We start from the raw sequence: 18,479 nt of genomic DNA, 5'->3' as shown, positions 1-18,479 counted from the left end.
TTAAAAAGATTGGGCCCAATAATGATTTTATTTGCTCTGGTTAAATCAGTTAGTTACTTGGCTCCTTTAGGTGTGGCTACGCTGATTTCTTCAGAATTTGAGTACGGGCAATTTGAGTATTCTTTAAACCTAGGTCAAATGCTCACCGGGGTTTTTTCTGCAGGCCTGGTTGGATCTTATGCTTTTTATGTCTTAAAGAATGATAAAATTTCTTTAAAGCCAGTTTTTCACTTTCATTTCGTATTCTTAATTGCTGTTTTGATATTAACCGCGGTAACGATTTCCTCATTTCTGACGAATCCTATTTTTGGAGCCTTTATTCTCGGTGTTGCTTTTGCCGATCAAGTAGTTATTTCAGGTATACTAAAATCAAATGGAAGGAATAGTTTTTCGATTATTGCAGATACATCCGTTTACATTGTAATGAGTATTTTACTTTGCCTGATGTATAATGGATTTGCTGAATTTTCGATTAGGCTCTGGCATATTTCTATATTGATTAGCTTGTTTCTATCAAGTGTATTTTATCATATTCCGCGTTGCAGAGGGTATAGAGATGTGTCATTTCAATCAATTAAAGAAATATATAAATTTGGGGGATTGATTTTGATCTCTGGCCCACTAATTATACTGCTATCTTCGAGCACAAGGCTTTTCATTGAATATTTTGGTAGTTTTGAGGATGTGGCAGCTTACTCTCTCTATTTTAGATTTGCAGGTTTATCCTTACTAGCGTTTAGGTTTATTGGGATATTGATGTTTCGAGGCTTTTTTTTAGAGAAGCATGAAATTCTGGATAAGAAATATTTTAAAATTATTTTATTGATATTATTGATCAATCTAATTTTTGCAACCGTTTTTACATGGATTTCTTCACCCTTATTTTCGTTTCTTGAGTTTAACATTGTTCCTGATTTAAAGATTTTTATTCTATGTCTTTTCCAAGTTGTTTTTTGGATTAATACTGCTTTATTTGAATCTTCTATGCAAAGAGAACAAAAGGTTAAAGAATTTATCTTACTACTTATTGTTTTTGTAGTTGGATTGATTTTTACATTGTACACAATAAGTCAGCTGTTTCAACTAAATGTGTTAATGATTCTTGTTATTAATAATGTTATACTTTGGCTTTTCTTTTATGGACAACAGTATATCTTGAGAAGGAGGCAAATAGTTTATTCATTAACAACAAGAGTTCATACTGGCATTGGAATTCTGTTCTTTATATCTACCATATTAATTTTTACACTATAGTGAAAGTTTTGCATTTAGGCAAGTTTTATCCACCCTATTTCGGTGGAATAGAAAAAGTTAATTTCGACCTTGTTGAGGGGTTGAATAATTTAGAAGTTAGTACTGATGTATTGTGCTTTAACGAGAATAGAGGATCAGAGTGTGTTTTGAGAGGCTATCACGTATTTAAGTCAGATGTTATTATTAATGCATTGTCTACGCCGATTTCAATTGATTTTTTTAAAACTTTAAAAGAAATTAAGGACAGGTATTCTATCATACATGTACATTTACCTAATCCGATAGCGATTATGGCAATTTTGCATGTGGGTTACAAGGGTAAGATTATTGTACATTGGCATAGTGATATAATTCGTCAAAAGATTGCTAAAATTTTTTTTAATCCTTTTCAGCAAAGATTGCTAACTCTTGCTTCAACGATTGTAGTAACCAGCCCTAACTATTTAGAGGGCTCTGATGACTTGAAGCATTATAGAAATAAGGTACAAATTATTCCGATTGGCATTGATCAATCGGAGTTCCCTGAAAATCCGACATTGCGAGAAAAGCTTACGCAGCGTTATTCAGGGAAGAAGATCATTTTCGCTTTAGGACGCCACATTTACTATAAGAATTTTTCTACGCTAATTGATGCTGTTGAGACTTTTGATGAGGATACCATAGTTCTTCTGGGTGGTGAAGGAGAGCTTTCTTTTGAACTTAAGGATCAAGTTATTGAAAAAGGCTTTAAAGATAGGGTTGTATTTTTGGGTAAAATACCTTTCGAAGAATTAGGCGAGTATTTTAAGCTAGCCGATGTTTTTTGTTTGCCATCCAATGAAAAATCCGAGGCTTTTGGAGTGGTAATAATAGAGGCGATGAGTTTTGGTTGTCCAGTAGTTAGTTGTAATATCGAAGGTTCTGGAGTACCTTGGGTAAACCAAGATAAGAAAACGGGGTTTGTGGTTCCTGTCAATGATTCTGAAAAGCTTGGGAATGCAATAAATTTGATTCTACATGACTCTGATTTAAAAGAGGAGTTTAGTCTTAATGCTAGGGCTCGTTATTTTGAGTTATTCACCAAGGATAAAATGGTGAAGGAGTTTAAAAGACTTTATGAATCTGTTTAGAGGTTTTCTTTTATCGGTAATTGGATTTTTTCTTTTAACGATACCATGGGTTTTGTTCGGGCAATCTTTGCCATCGGGTTTTCCTTTAATCGAGGAATTTCAAAGAAGAAAGCAATTGGTTAATAATGATAGTGTAGGTGCTTCATTTTTCCTTCGACCAATTGAATCAATTGATAGTTTATACGGTATTACTCATGAAATTGACTTGCCATTTTCGTTAAATGAACTGGAAGTTGGAGTTTTACCATTTATTAATATGACTAGAATTCTTACAGGGAGACCCTATGGATGGGCAGATTATGGATTAATTCCAAACCCAGGTATTCAAACCTATATATCTGGTGGTATTCACGCTAAGTATACGTTTATTAATTTTACATTTCGGCCTGAGTTTGTTTTGGCCCAAAATGCAGGTTTTTTAACCAGTTTAGAAGAATTCAACGAACTAGAACTTAGACGACGTTTTTTTTTATGGAATATTGGTGATAATCCAGAAAGATATGGATCTGGTTGGTATTTCAAACCATGGTGGGGACAGTCTAAGCTTACTTTTCAATTTGGAGCTTTTGAAATAGGAGGAAGCACAGAAAATATTTGGTGGGGACCAGGGCAGTTTAATGCTCTAACATTCTCCAATAATGCACAGGGCTTCCCTCATTTCACTATCAATACAACCAAACCTGCAAATACTTTCTTAGGAAATATCGAATTGCAAATGATTATGGGAAGGTTAGAAAACTCTGGGTTTGCTCCTTCTCAAAATGAAGAGTTAAATGACCGGTATTTTACTCCCTTTACGGGGGATTCACGCTATACCAACGCTATCACATTTACTTGGAGCCCTAAATGGGTAAAAGGCTTTTATTTTGGATTTAGTCGAACTTTCCAACAATACAATGCAAGTAGGGGGAATACTTTCTATGATTGGTTCCCTATTTTTGAGGCTTTTCAAAAGAAAAACTTTTTTGCAGATGGAAACTCAGTGGATTTTGATGCAAACGGGAGAGATCAAACGGTAACTATATTCGGAAGATTAGTTATACCTAAGACGAAGTCTGAGTTGTATTTTGAATATGGGAGAAGAGATCATGCATTTGATTGGAGAGAATATATTCTCAACCCTGAACATGCTCGTGCTTTTATTTTTGGATTCAATCAATTGTTTGATATTCCCGAAATCGGTAAAACTATTCAAATTCGATCTGAAGTAACTCATCAACAAGAATCCATAAATAGAATACTTCGATATGGAACAGCAGAAATACCGTACATAGGCGGTGGAAATTCATGGCATACTCATTTTCCTGCACGGGGCTTTGTGAATTACGGGCAACCTCTAGGTGTGGGAATTGGAACAGGTTCAAATTTGCAAACTGTAGAAGTTTCCTTAGTTGAGGGTGTGGATAAAATGGGTTTGCTTTTTGAGCGCTTGGCAAATAATCAGGACTTTTATTACAAGGCCTTGCTTCAGTTCACTGAGCGTAAACCCTGGGTCGACCTCTCTCTAGGTTTCTTGTACGACAAACAATTCAACAACTTACTTCTTAGCTCCAAGCTTCAGTTGATCCATGCACGCAACTACCAGTGGCAGTTGGATCCGACAAGTACCCCAGATTTTCCGAAAGGGAAAAATCTTACTTCGGTGATGGGGCAGGTGTCGGCGATTTATTTCTGGAATAAGAAGAAGGAGTAGAGATGCCTCCCGCAAAGAGTGGAAGTGGCAAAGAGGGGATGGGAGTTAATAGTTATTAGGATTGTCGTCCTATTCCAAGTTTATCTGCTCTGAGGCTATGTTTTCTATCCTCTCTATGTGGTTTAATAAATTTTTCTCTGTGGAGTTCTTAGCGGTCTTTGCGGCTCTGAGGTGAAAGAATTTAAGTCTCTCGCAGTGACGCGGCGGCGCAGCGGTTTTTGATCTCCCGCAAAGTAGCAAAGAGGCGAAGAAGGGGTGAGAGTTGATGGTTATTGATTATTAGTTATTAGGGCATAGGTCTATTGAAGGGGCTATTTTGATTTAAACTATGTGACTTATAATTTCTATGTGGTTTAAAAAGTTTTTCTCCGTGATATCCTTAGCGGTCTTTGCGGCTCAGCGGTAAAAGAATTTAAGTCTCTCGCAGTGGCGCAGCGGCGCAGCGGTTTTTGATCTCTCGCAAAGGAGCGAAGAGGCGAAGAAGGGGGGAAAGTTAATTGTTAATGGTTATTGGAGCATAGGTCGATTGAAAGGACTCCTGTTTTTTATACTATGTGATCTATGATTTCTTTGTGGTATAAAAAATTTTTCTCCGTGATATCCTTTGCGGTCTTTGCGGCTCAGCGGTGAAAAATAATTTAAAGCTTAAAAATTAGCCCCATTTTCCAGTTTGATTGCCAAGCTCCGAAGGAGCAGGATTTCTTAGAAATTAGCAATTAAAACTAGAGTTTGTTTCAGCTCCAAAGGAGCGAGATAAAAGAAGTTTAAAGTGGAAAATTTAAAGTTTAAACGTTTTCCATGAATTAATCAAATTGTCCGAATTCAAGTTTCAAACCACCCTAGCGCTGGTTTTTTTATGCTCAAAAATTAGGATAGGAAACAGAATTTAAAACATTTTTCCGAAGTCACTTCTCTTTTCCGAAGTCCAAGTATCCAATCGAACAAACAAAAAAAATGTAAATAGGCCTTTTTGCAGAAAAATACATTAATTGTTAATCTTGTTAACCAGTGCTACCAAATCCTTGTAAAAGTTTCTTCCTATTGGAATTTCATGGTCATCTATTTTTACAGCTGTTGAATTAAAGGCATCAATTTGTTCTAGATTTATAATGTAGGATTTGTGTACCCTCAAAAATTGGTTTTCATCTAGAACTCCCATGACCTCTTTGATCGTATTTCTTAAAGTAAACTGCCTTCCTTTGACATAAATATGTGTGTAGGTTCCTTCAGTCTTAATCCAGTCTACATCATTGGTTTTAATTTTTTTCAACCAGCCATTTTCTCTCACAAAAAACTCCTCTTTTGATTTTCTACTTCCAACCAAATGATCGATGGTTTCATTGTTTTTTTCTCCTGAGTGATTGGTGAAAGCTAATTCTATACTGGTAATCAGGGTCTCTGTAGTAAATGGCTTGACAATAAAACCGTCCGGCTTTAGATGGCTTACTCTAGAAATCACTTCTTTCCCTGAAGAAGAAGTTATAAATACCAATGGGATATCAATTTCACTTCTAATTTTAGTAGCCAATTGGATTCCATTTTCTTCACCTTTTAATTTGATATCGATCAGGGCTAAATCCGGAGGCTGCCTTTTCAATGACTCTAACACATTCTCAGCTGAATCATAGGTAGCTATGACATTATAGTTGTTGATTTCCAACAACTCACAAAGATTTTCGGAGAGGTTCAAGTTATCCTCTATAAGAACTAATTTTGGTTTGAAGTTTGAAGACATGCTAAAGAGTTAATGTTTCGCTATTTGTTTAATCTTCAATCAAAAAACGATAACCTAGTTAAATTTTGCCAAATTTATTCAAAACAGCTGTTTTTTCAATAGAATTAAAACTTAATTTAAATTTTTAATTACAATGTAGAATATTTCATGTTTGAACTCAATGAAACTCAGGCCGGAAATGAAGATTTGATTTTTTCTTTGGCTACTGGTGAGCTGCTAAAAAGTTCAGAGAGAGTAAAAATTCTCTTTGGGTCAGAACAATTTGATAAAATTAAATCTCTGGATGATTTTGATAAGATAGCGAGGATTCCCGAAAGTATGGGAGGAAGATCTACCTGTTATCCTATATTGAATGATGTGGATTTCACTTGGTCATTGGATGGATCGGAATCCTCTACAATTTTTCGGGAAAAAGGGTGGTATAATCCAAATGGAAATTCATTACATCTCCTGATTTTTGTTCAAAATCAAGAACAAAAATTCAATCTTTCTTTTAAAGATGCTATAGACATTTTAGAAAAATTTGACGATCCTTCCATTTTATTGGACAATAAGCTTGAGAAGGTTTTGGGCTTGAATTCCAAGCTAGTTGAAATTGTCCTAGAACCTTTATCTAATTTAGGGTTGGGGTTTAAGTTATCGGACTTTTTTTATGAGAAAGAGGATTTAGAAAGAATAATTGATTGGATTCATTCCGAATCTATCACTTTAGTTATACAGCCAAAACTTAGACTGAAATATCCAAAGGGAGGCTGGTTTGAAATGAATATCTCAAAAATCATCATCGAAGGGCAATTGTGTTTTATTTCAACTGTAAGAGACATAACTGAGTCAGTAAAACTGAACCGAGAAAATCAGAGGAAGAACTTGATTTTATCAAAACTGTCAGAAGTGCAAAATCATTTTTTACTATCCAAAAGTGGACAGAATCCATATCAATTATTTTTGGATAATATTTTGGAAATAGTGCATGCCAAATATGGATTTATCGGTAAGGTAGGTAAATCAGAAGACGGAAAATATTTTATGAAAATTCAGGCTTTCACTGATTTTCAATCCCAGAGCGAAAAATCAAAACAACTGATTGATGAGCTGATAACTAATGAATTTTATTTTAGGGATTTTGATAATTTATTTGGTGCCTGTATTAAATATAATGAAATCATTTGTGAAAATGATCCCGAAAACAGCCCTTATTCCTCCAAAAAGAAGATACCGGGACATCCTGAAATAAAAAACTTCCTTGGAATCCCCATCTCCTATGGCCAGGACATTCTTGGGTTAATCGGTTTGGGAAATAAGGAAAATGGATTTTTTAAAACGGATATTGAAGATCTTCAGCCTTTTATATCCACATACTCCGTTTTACTGAGGTCCTATCAAAATGAGCAACAAAATATTTTCTTGGAAAAAGATTCCTTAGAGAAATCTAAAATCTTATCCTCAATTTTAGATTATTCTCCGGATACAATTGCTGTATTAGATGAAAAGAAAGAGTTTTTATTCTTATCTCCTAGCTTTAAAAATCATTTTAGTTTTGGGATTCCTGAAGAAATAGCAAAATGTAAAATCAAGACAGTGATTTTGAAAACTATCTCTGAGGAATATTTACAAGAGAATGGGACCTACCGATCAAGGATCAAAGTAGAGTGGGATGAAAATGATCCTTTTTGGCTTGAGTCATCAGTTAATGAATTTTTGACCTCTTCTGGAAAGAGGATATTAGCCGTTCTAAGGGATGCAAGTATCCAAGTCAAAGCAGAGAAAAAATTGTTACAATCTTTAAAAAGAGAAAAAGAATTTAAATCATTCATTAGTGATTTTATGGGGATTATTGCCCATGAGTTTAAAACTCCTTTAGCAACCATTCTTTCAAGTCTTGAAATTTCAAACTTTTATTTGGCTGAAGAGAAGTGGGAATCCAATAAAAAGGAAAGAGTCTTAAATCATCTGGAAAAGATGAAAAGTGAAGCTAAAAAGCTTCATAAAATTATGATCAATTCTATGGTGTATAACTATACTAATAAAAATGAAATTCCCCTCCATAAAACTACAGTGAACCTCGTTGGATTTATAAAAAATATATTAAAGGAGAATTCGATGGAGTCAAAAATTCAATTTCAGGCAGAGCAACTGGAAGAAGCAAAAATAATTATCGATGAGTTTTTAGTGAGAACAGCGATTCTGAATTTATTGACTAATGCATTGAAGTACGGTGGAAATAGAAGAAAACCAGAATTAAAAATCATTAACATGAAAGAAAAAATCGGTTTTATATTGAAAGATTATGGTATGGGGATTAGTGATAAAAATCTTCCTTATATTTTCACTCCATATTATAGAGGCGATAATGCCAATGAAATTGAAGGTACTGGTCTGGGGCTTGTAGCAGTAAAAAATTTTATTAATATCCATAATGGATCAATTAAAGTTAAATCAAAAATTAATGTAGGCACAGTTTTTCAGGTTCTTTTACCTAAAGGTTAATATATTTCTTTTGAAAGGTAGTTTAATGAATTTATTAAAGTAACAATATATTGCATTTCGATAACCTTTAGAGGCTGAAATATATCATCTTTAACTTATGGTGTAGAAATAGTAAAAATGAATGCTTTCTTTTGGGGATGTGTTTTACATTTCCCAACTATGAACTTTTTTTCATTCTATAAAAATCATTCTTATTTATATTTTCGACTTACACTTTTCATAATTCTATTTTTGAATTTCAGTGTAAGTTCTCACGCAACCAAGATCTTGGCGGATAATCTTATTTTTTCTACTCCAGGCCATACTCGACATCCAAATAGAGCTTTGGTAGAACCTGGCTTTTCCACACTTAGAGCCAATCCTGGCCTAGCCTTAGGAGTGGGCAAACATAGCGCTGTTTTGGAACTTGGTTTTGACGAAAAAATCCCTGCACGAACTCCAGTTTATGTGCGAATTAATGGTGATGAGAATTTTCTGAGTTCATTACTAGGGGGAAGTCTTGGAAAAAGTCTTTTGCAAACCTTGGGAAATGTAATGATAGGAAATCAAGTCATTGAAATTGAATTGAAAGATGCTCATGGAAATACTGTATTCAAAGAAGATAGTGAGTCCGGGTTTCGGAGTTCTTCTTTGAGGCTTGTAATTAATTCCCAAGGGGAGTATTTCCTACGCGTAATTCCCCCTCAAGATTTTCAACGAATAAGAATTCATAATAAATCCGGGTCTTTGATAGGAACTGGAATTTCCTATTCTTTAGATGTTTATTATGCTTTTTACCACCAAGTTCAGGAAGCTTGTGATCTAGTTCCACTCTATACCAGTTTTGAAGGAAATGGGATGTCTCTGGATTTACTTCGATTAAATCCTCCCATTTCAGAGTTACAATATGCTATAGATGAGGATTTTATGAATACGTATTCATCTCTGTCTTTAGGAATACTTTCGACTTTGGGCGCTGAGTCTGAACAGATATTTTATTTTGACCAAGCGCTAAATCCAAATAAAAATGTTTTGGTCAATTTGAAAATAAGTAAATCTCTATTGGATTTGGGAATTTTGAATAATATCCAAATTATCAGTTATTCAAATGGTGTTTCAACCCAACAAGTACAATTATCTTCTTTTATAGATCTTGACCTGCTTGGTCTATTTGGATCCGATGAAATTATTCAATTTTCAATTGCCATTGATTCTGCTCCTATAGATCAGTTGGGAGTGAAGATTACCTCATTAGTTAATTTGGGATTGGTCAATGACCATTTAGGTATATCTGGTTTGTATGTTGTTCCTAAAATGCCTGAACCTGATTTTGAAGGAGAAGAAGACCGATTTAGAATTTGTCAAGGAGATGAGTTGAGAATCACTCCTCAATTAGAGCATGGATTGGATTATTTGTGGTATAAAGTCGAAGATGATTCCATTTTGTTTATTGGAGAGTATGATGAATTTGATGTTCCGGAAAATTTGCCGCCTGGTTTGCATGAATATGCTTTGAGAAGTAGATATCAAGGATGTTCGCAGATAAGCATTCCTTGGAAGTTTGAGGTTGAGGTAATTGAAAAAAGTAGGCCTGAGGAGATCCTAATTGAACCATCCAATGAAGTAAGTGTAGATGCAAATGGGGTTTATCAATACAGAGAGGGGCTTGACGATATCGTCTTGACACCCTCTCTGCCCAATATGGAGCTAAATTCCACTTCATTTTTTTGGTTTTTGGATGAGGCTCAATCCCAACCAATATTTGATGGCATGCTCTTGGACAATATTTTATTTCAGCTTGAGCCAAATGGAGAGCTGACTATTACTAATATGCCTTATATTGACCCAAGCGACCCGTTCTTTCTATATGTAAATTATGCTGGTCCGGGGAATTGCCCTGCTTCATCGCCTAGAGCCCTCAGATTAAATTCTATAATTGTGGTATTAGGAATTGAACTGGAAGAGTTCCATTCAAAAATCAATGATTCCAGAGAAATTGAAATTTTTTGGAAGCTCACTAATCTAAAGGAAGAACATAGTTTAATCCTTGAAAAAGCGAATCAAAGTCTTCAATGGACTGAAGCTTTTAGGGTTTCTGGTAAAAATCAGGAAAATGGAAAGTTTGTGGATAAAAATCCATGGCCAAATTTCAATTTTTACCGAGTTAAGGTCGAATCAGAGCTCGGTAAGACCTTGTTTGTTTCATCTGTGATTTCCATCAAAGCTCCCGAAATCAAAGAACAATCAGTAAAGGTATATCCCACTGTGTTTGAGGATAAAATTAACGTAGATTTTCCCTTTTCATCAGAAAAAGCAGCATTAATTCAATTAGTCTCTCATTCAGGAGAAACTCTGATTACTAAAGAGATTTCACTTAATCAAGTGGGGAAAAAAATAGAAGTAAATCATTTGAATTTCCTTCCTTCGGGTTCATACATAATTATAATTTACTTTAATAATATAAAAACTGCATTTCATATAATGAAATAGCACTACAAGTTATTAAAAAATGATATCCGAAAAGTATATTTTATATTTGTTTAATAATTGTGAAAAATAAGATTAATTTTTTTGGTGTTTTTAATCTTTGTTTAAATAATTTGGTCTCTCTTGAAAGGTAATTTTTCAAACTATCTATTGAATTTAGATAAATGAAGTCACTCAGGAATAAATACCAATAGTCATTATTTATAAATGTTTTTTTAAAAGTTACAGATAAAAGCATTAAAATAACAGAATCATGTTTTTTAATAACATCCTGAAATTTCCATAGTGACCTTGAAAATCCTTTTTACTTACTTTGGTCACGCCTGACCTATACGAATAATGGTAAGTGGATGATTCTTTGATGTGTTGATTCAAAATATTTAAGGTTTGATTTTTAATAAGATTGAGAAATGATTCTTTCTCTATTTAATGGGGGTATTTTTCTGTCCTCAAATTATTAGTATCGACTAAAATACTTATTGTATTCAACTATCCATTATGAATCTGTTTCATTATTATAAAAATAGTAAAGGCTAAGGCTTTTCTTTTAGACTTAAGGTTGGTGTTAGCCAATTAAGACTTGAGAAATAACGTGTTGAATTAATTTTCAAAAAGTAATAGACTCATTCAGACTGTCTTTGTTTTTAATAATTATCTTATGATTACAGGTTTACCTAGACTAAAGTTTTGGCTTCAATTATTAGTCTCTTTTCAATGTTTAATTTTTCCATTCATTGCTGAGGCACAAGTCTCTAAAATACTGGCCACAGAGGTTACCTTCACCAGTCCAGCAGACAAGATGACCTCATTGGTTGGATGTGGTACGCTCAACCTTTCACCCTGTTTTAGTCCAACAGTGGTAAACCCTAACTTTGCAATTAATGATGATGAAAATTTTGCAAGGCTTTTTGCTAGCCCAGGGTTATTGGCTGGATTGGCATCATACGACTCTGAACTTGAATTAAAGTTTCCGAATGATGTCCCGGCCAATACCTGGTCTTTTGTCAGAATTGATGCGGATCCAAATATACTTGAAGTTTTATTGGGAGGTAATCTCGGAAAGCTGATTTCTGATTTAGGTGGAGCTACATTACTGGGTAGGCAAGTAATTGGTGTGGAGGCTAGGAATTCCACAGGATCAGTGGTGCTTTCCGGATCTTCTTCCAATGGGTTTGTTGGGAACAATATAGATCTGGTTAAGGATAATTTGGGTAGAACTTATCTAGCTGTTAAGCCCCAATCTTCCTATGACAGAGTTAGAGTAAAGCTAAATTCAGGTGCTTTGGCTGGTTTAGGGTCAGAATACCAATTAGATGTATATTCGGCATTTTATTTTCAAGGTCAGGATAATTGTGGGGAACCGGAATTTACCTCTTTCAACTCATCAGGACTAAGTCTTGATCTGTTGGATTTAGGAAGTGCCGGGGTTACCAGCCCTGAACATGCAATTGATGGGAATCCTTCTTCTTTTTCTGAAATCAGTATTGGCATGCTCGGAGTAGGGGCAGAGATTTTTCAAGAAATTAGATATTCAAGTCCTTCAAGTGTAGAGGATTATTTCAAGGTTTCTTTCAGTATCAAAAATCCGGAGGTCCTAAATGCAGATGTAATTGGCGGAATAGAAATCAAAGCTTTTTCTGGAGATAATCTAGTTTTCAGAAGAAAACTAAGTAGTGGATTAATCAACGGTCTGGATGTCTTAACATTACTTCAAAATGGTGAAAAAGTAACATTGGCATTTGGACCTGGTAGATCTTTTGACAGAGTTACGGTAGGATATAATTCAATTTTGTCTTTGAACGCCTTGGCGAATTCGCCTATTCAGCTTTATGAAGTTGAAAGGTTTGGAGCTAACTGTCCAGATCCATCTCCGATCAATACACCACCATCTACTCTACCTATGCTGAGTAATTCCAATTGCTCTGCTTCCGTTTTGGAATTTGAAAATGCCAATTTCCCTTTCAATACTGTTGACGGTAATAATGATTCATTTACCACATTGGAAGCCAGTTCAGGAATTGCATTGGGGATTGGCGACTACGAAGGATTTATTGAATTGGGATTTTCTGAAAGACCGGCAAACTCAGCTTCTTATATCAGAATTGATTTTGATGAAGAGGTTTTGACAAGATTGCTGAATGGCTCAGTGGGCAATTTGGTAGGAGATGTAGTGGACAATACAGTATTTGGTCGCCATTTTTTCACGGTAGAAGTAAAAAATAATGGAAATTCGGTAGTCAGTGGGAGTAGCAGGAATGCATTTTTTGAACGGCCAATGAGAATTGTTCAAGACAAGAATAATCATTTTTATGTAGAAGTAATTCCTAATTCCCCATACAACAGCATTAGAATTACTGAAACCCTCAGTTCCATCGCGGGTTTTGGAAAAAGTAGTACTATGAACGTGTATCATGTTTGCAGTTCCACAGGCTTCGAGAATTGCGAACAGGCATATAATACCTATGTCACTAGTGATGGTATTTCCTTGGATCTCCTTGGAATTAGTGGAGCTGGAGTTTCCAATGCCGGTTTTGCCATAGATGGAAATCCTGCTACAGCCTCTGAAATAAAAATCGGTACCACTGGAATAGGGGCATCAATTTTTCAAATTGTTCAATTTCATTCTCTTTCAAATGAAAATGATAATTTTAGAATCAAACTTGCCCTATCGGGAAATGGAATAGTTAATGCTGAAGTATTAGGAAGTATAGTTGTTAAAGCCTTCAATGGAGATAATGAAGTCTTTTCTCAGAATTTAAGAGATGGATTGATCTCTGATTTGAATCTCCTTGAATTAATACAAAATAGAGAAACACTCAATTTATCTTTTGGGCCGGGAGCTGCTTTTGATCGGTTGGCAATAGGGCTGGAGTCCCTAGTTAGTGCTGGAGTCATCTCCGTACCATTACAGGTTTTTAGCATTGAGAGGTTTAGTACAGACTGTCCGGACCCTGAGTTACCTACAATTACTGAAACCGATACGCCATTCAATAATGCCTCTTGTTCGACTGAATTAATCAGTTGGTCTAATGTGAATTTCCCTTTTAACGCAGTGGATGGATCAAGTGATAGTTTTGCCACATTATCTGCTGGAACTGGATCAGCCTTAGGGTTAGGTTCATACTCAAGTCACATTGAACTGGGATTTTCATCACCTGTTCCTGCAAATGAAACTTCTTACATCCGGATCGAGTTGGAAGGCGATTTACTCAATGCCCTATTAGCAGGCAGTTTGGGTTCAAATGTTGCAGATTTGTTAGGTACTGTTGCATTAGGAGATCAATATTTTACGATAAGTCCGAAAAATTCTAGCGGTCAAACACTTTACACCGCCAATAGTACAAATGCATTTGGTAATCAGGATGTCAAAATTGTCAAAGACTCCTTTGGAAAATTCTATATCGCCTTTACTGCAAATCAACCTTATCAATCAGTTAGACTTGAGTATTTTCAGACTGCACTTGTTGGACTGAATAATACCTCGTCCATGAAGGTTTTCAGTTTATGTAGAGAAACCGAAATTGATGTATGTGAACAAGCTTCATTTACTTCATTTACAGGAAATGGCATTGCCGTTGATTTGGTAGATATTTCCAAAGGAGGAGTTTTCAATCCTGAGAACACTATAGATTCCAATACATCAAATTTTTCAACTATCAACCTTGGGATCGCTGGGGCAGGGGCATCTGTTTTTCAGGAGATTTTATTCAAGACCAAGTCTCAGCAAACAGATAAATTGCGAATTAAAACTCAACTGAATGCCCCAGGATTGTTGAATCTGGACATAATAGGTTCCTACAGAGTTGTTTTGTACAATGGTGCGCAAGAGGTTTACAATCAGCCTTTGCAAAATGCTATTATAAATAATGTTGACCTATTGGGATTATTGAATTCAGGTGGAATTCAAGAGTTACTGATAGAACCGAATGTAATTTATGATAGGGTGGCATTTGGAATTGTGTCAACAGTATCTGTCAATACAAGCGCTCCTATCAGATTATATGAAATATCTAGAGTATCAATGGCTTGTCCTGACCCAGACCCTGAAACTCCTCCATTTGCTGAACCAGTTTGTGCAGAGGAATTGATCAGCGCATCCAATGCAGATAATTTGGGTAATTTATTTGATGGGAATTTTGCCACATTTGCCACTATCCGATCTCAAGGAGGAACCCTTGGCTTAGGTGGGTTTTCAGGACATTTGGAATTGGGCTACGGCAATGCTACTTTGATTCCGGCAGGAACTACTTCCTATATTAGAATTGACGCTTCCTCCGAATTATTAAATACTTTACTTTCAGGAAATTTAGGGGCTGATATAAGCAACTTAACTGGATCTATAGCTTTGGGAGATTTTTATTTTGACGTGACGGTCAAAGATCAAATCGGAAACACCCTGAGTACTGGATCAAGTAGAAATTCATTTGAAGGATCACAAGGCCAAATCAAAGTAGTAAAAGACGCTCAAGGTCGTTTTTATTTGGCAATCACCCCTAATTCAGCTTACAATAGGATTCGAATAGAGTCATTTACAGATGCTTTGTTGCTTGGTGAAGAAAACACTCTGAATGTTTATGGATTATGCTTTGATTCTGCAGTAGAGTCATGCGGTACCTCTTTTACCACTTCTGTCAATGGATCTGGAATAACACTTGATGTTCTGAATTTAGGTGGATATGGAGTAAGTAATCCTGAGCGGGCCTTAGCTAATAATAATAATGATGATTTCTCTGAAATTAGTTTAGGAGCGGTAGCATTTGATGGTTCAATTCAACAAAACATCCAATTCAACCAAGTGATTCCAGAATCCGGTGTAATTAAGTTGAAATTAGGAATTGGTAATGGCATATTGGATGCTGGAATTTTTTCTAGAATTGAATTATTAGGATATAGAAATGGTGTACAAGTATACCAAGAGAATTTAGCCAGCCCCGCTTTAGGTTCAATTAATCTACTGGATTTATTCAATAATGGAAGCAATTCAGAATTGAGAATTTCGCTTGGAGTTGAAGTAGATGAGGTTGCTATCCGTCTTCGATCTCTTTTAGGCTCCACCATTATTCCTAATGTTAGGTTATTCTTCATCCAACAAGATTGCGAAGCACCATCATTTCAAACATGGAAAAGCTTCATTGTGGAAAATGATGCTACAATTAATTCTGTAAGAGGAGGTGAATTAGTACAATATACTATCCATATAAGGAATAATGGGGTTAATCCTATGCTGAATTACCAAATCGAGGATGCCATTCCATTAAAAACCACTTATGTCTCTGGTAGTGGAGGTGAGGAGCGAAATGGAGTAATACATTTTGAAAATATTAATATAGCTCCAGGAGCGACTGTAACAAGAAGTTTCTCAGTTCGGGTAGAGCGAAATCTTACTGATATTCCAGTCATACCTAATGTGGCATTAATTAAAGCTAATGAGACAGACCCTGGAAAAGAAACTTTCCCTCCTGTTGATAATGAAAATCCTACAGAACCAGATGAAAGCGGAGACACAGGTACTAATATTCCGGTTGATCCAATTTTCGATGCTTTCATCTGGAAAGCCTACCAAGTAAATGGAGATCCAAGTATTCCTGCTGTTAAAGGAGGAGAAGTCTTGAAATATATAATTTTTGTTAGGAACACCGGTAATCAAGACTTAAGAAATCTTACAATTACAGATGAATTACCAGCTGGAGTGAGCTATGTCTCCGGTGGCAATCTAAGTGGAAATTCAGTTTCATTTTCACTTGCTGAATTGGAAGTCGGTCAAACTTCTACTGCTTTTGAATTTACGGTTTCAGTCAATCAAGACTTAACAGGATTGGATGAAATACTAAACATTGCTAATCTTTCATCCTCAGGAATTAGCACTCAAATCCAATCACTTTCTCCTTTGGATAACCTTAATCCAAACGAGCCCAATATAAATGGACCAATCGGTACTAGAGTTGATGTGTTGCCTGTTGTTGAGCTTGCCTTTACAAAAAATGGATTGAGTAATAATTCTACAAGCTCTGGTTTGGTCGAGGTAGGGGATCTAATTAATTATTCCCTAATTATAACTAACTCCAGTAACAGATCCTTGCTTGATTTGGAAATTAAGGACTTGATTCCTAACGGATTAGAGTTGACTAATTCTGGCGGTGGCAGCTTAAATGGAGATCTTCTAGAGTTTTCTATTCCTTCACTTGGATTTGGAGAATCGATCACATTTGAATTCCAGGCAGAAGTTAAATCCATTGACAAGGTTGGGGATCCAATTGTCAATATTGCGGAACTGTTTTACACCGATGAATTGAATAATAGGGTTTCAATTAGGGCCCAGAACAGTATCCAAACATCTTGTTCAGAAGTCAATGAAGAAAACATCTCAATTAACTCATTAGTATCTGAAATTTGTAGTGGAGGTGAGGTTACGCTGACAGCTCAGCTTACAGGAATTGATTTTCCAAATCCAGTATTCAAATGGTTTACCCAGGAGGACTTATCGGGTTCATTTTTTGAAGGACAAACTTATACCGTAAGTCCTCAACAAAGTACTGTTTATTATGTCATTGTTGAAGGGGAAGGATTTTGTTTTGTAGGACCAGCTACCACAGCCTCAGTCTTAGTTAACTCACTTCCACCAACTCCCCAAACAAATGGTGATTTAATAATAACTGAAGGATCTGATGCTACATTTACTGCATTCTTCCAACCAGAAGCATCTGATGTGGAAATAGTTTGGTATGATGAAGTCGAAAATGAACTTGCAGTTGGTTCTACATTTAATCCTGGTATTCTTCCAGTAGGTACTTATCGATTCTTCGCGGGCACAAGAAACACGGATAACGGATGTTTGTCTAATGATAGGGCCATGGTTTTGCTTACCGTCACTCCATCTCAAAATCAAAATGACTGTACAATTGCCAATTCTCAAATTGTAGGCACTTCTGGATTATGTATTAATTGTACATCAAGAGATGAAAATAATGCAATTGATGGAAACCCTGATACATTTAGCAGACTTACTGTTCCTGCTGGTGTTAATGGTTCTATTTTCCAAACCTTAGGGTTCTCGACCAAAGGCGCAAATGGGGATACAGTTAAACTCAGCTTGGGGCTTCCTGGCGGTCTTTCTGACGCATCATTGATTTCAGCGGTTCAGATTACTCTTTTGGACGGAAATACCCCGAAAAACTCCTTTTCTTTAAATAATTCAACATTAAGAGTTACAGTCTTATCTGGAGACAGGTTTGATGTGTTCATTCCTTCAAATGACACTTTTGACAGAGTGGAAATACGGTTAACCGGTTTATCTACTCTTATTACCAGTATAGATATTTATCAGGCTCAATTACAATTTGCCAGACCTACTTCTATTTCTGAAAATGTTCAAGTTTGTGTTGGTGAATCTACAATCCTAGAAGCGGTACCATTTCCAGGGAACTCAATCCGCTGGTATAATGCAGAAGTAGGAGGAGTGCTATTGGCGGATGCTAATACTTTCACAACTCCTCAATTGAATAATCCTGGAGAAGTAATCTATTACATAGCTGTAGTCAGAGATAACTGTGAAGATCCAAGGAGAATTCCTGTAAGTGTTAAAGTCAATCCTCGAGCGACGGCATCTGATATTACAGCAAACAGCGGAGAGATCTGTGAGGGAGACAGCTTTACTTTGTCTGCGACAGCTCCTGGAATCAGCAATCCGGTATTCCGATTCTTCACCGATGCTGCTTTGAGCAATGAGCTGAGCAAT

7 protein-coding genes are annotated in these 18,479 nt (G+C 35.8%); 6 read left to right on the top strand and 1 reads right to left on the bottom strand.

What is annotated here, in order from left to right:
• The first annotated feature begins 21 nt into the window (after positions 1 to 21).
• From FL972_RS06655 to FL972_RS06645, 3 genes are read left to right on the top strand one after another with little or no spacing between them, the layout of a single operon-like run.
• Positions 22 to 1,254, top strand: a complete 1,233-nt coding sequence (locus FL972_RS06655) for a hypothetical protein (RefSeq protein WP_144604274.1) — start codon at positions 22 to 24, stop codon at positions 1,252 to 1,254.
• Positions 1,254 to 2,363 carry a glycosyltransferase gene (locus FL972_RS06650; protein WP_144604273.1) on the top strand — a complete coding sequence of 370 codons (1,110 nt, stop codon included), beginning with the start codon at positions 1,254 to 1,256 and terminating at the stop codon, positions 2,361 to 2,363. The genes FL972_RS06655 and FL972_RS06650 overlap by 1 nt, the downstream gene beginning before the upstream one ends.
• A complete protein-coding gene (locus FL972_RS06645; RefSeq protein WP_144604272.1) occupies positions 2,350 to 4,056 on the top strand; it encodes a capsule assembly Wzi family protein in 1,707 nt (568 codons plus the stop codon). The genes FL972_RS06650 and FL972_RS06645 overlap by 14 nt, the downstream gene beginning before the upstream one ends.
• A 985-nt stretch (positions 4,057 to 5,041) precedes the next feature.
• Here the strand turns inward: FL972_RS06645 and FL972_RS06640 are convergent.
• A complete protein-coding gene (locus FL972_RS06640) occupies positions 5,042 to 5,791 on the bottom strand; it encodes a LytR/AlgR family response regulator transcription factor (protein WP_144604271.1) in 750 nt (249 codons plus the stop codon).
• 762 nt (positions 5,792 to 6,553) lie between these two features.
• On the opposite strand from FL972_RS06640, the gene FL972_RS06635 reads away from it, so the two are divergent.
• The 3 genes from FL972_RS06635 to FL972_RS06625 form a co-directional block, all read left to right on the top strand.
• A complete protein-coding gene (locus tag FL972_RS06635) occupies positions 6,554 to 8,278 on the top strand; it encodes a sensor histidine kinase (RefSeq protein WP_186300030.1) in 1,725 nt (574 codons plus the stop codon).
• A gap of 231 nt (positions 8,279 to 8,509) precedes the next feature.
• A complete protein-coding gene (locus FL972_RS06630; RefSeq protein WP_144604269.1) occupies positions 8,510 to 10,747 on the top strand; it encodes a hypothetical protein in 2,238 nt (745 codons plus the stop codon).
• A gap of 655 nt (positions 10,748 to 11,402) precedes the next feature.
• Positions 11,403 to 18,479, top strand: a 7,077-nt coding sequence (locus FL972_RS06625) for an Ig-like domain-containing protein (RefSeq protein WP_144604268.1), incomplete at its 3' end; no start/stop codon positions are given.

This window comes from Algoriphagus algorifonticola, assembly GCF_007655305.1.
Taxonomy (GTDB): domain Bacteria; phylum Bacteroidota; class Bacteroidia; order Cytophagales; family Cyclobacteriaceae; genus Algoriphagus; species Algoriphagus algorifonticola.
This window is presented reverse-complemented; position numbering and strand designations above follow the sequence as displayed.

Coding starts and splice junctions, on each gene's coding strand:
- FL972_RS06655 (WP_144604274.1), top strand. CDS start 22: ATGATTTTATTTGCTCTGGTTAAATCAGTTAGTTACTTGGCTCCTTTA.
- FL972_RS06640 (WP_144604271.1), bottom strand. CDS start 5,791: ATGTCTTCAAACTTCAAACCAAAATTAGTTCTTATAGAGGATAACTTG.
- FL972_RS06635 (WP_186300030.1), top strand. CDS start 6,554: ATGAATATCTCAAAAATCATCATCGAAGGGCAATTGTGTTTTATTTCA.
- FL972_RS06645 (WP_144604272.1), top strand. CDS start 2,350: ATGAATCTGTTTAGAGGTTTTCTTTTATCGGTAATTGGATTTTTTCTT.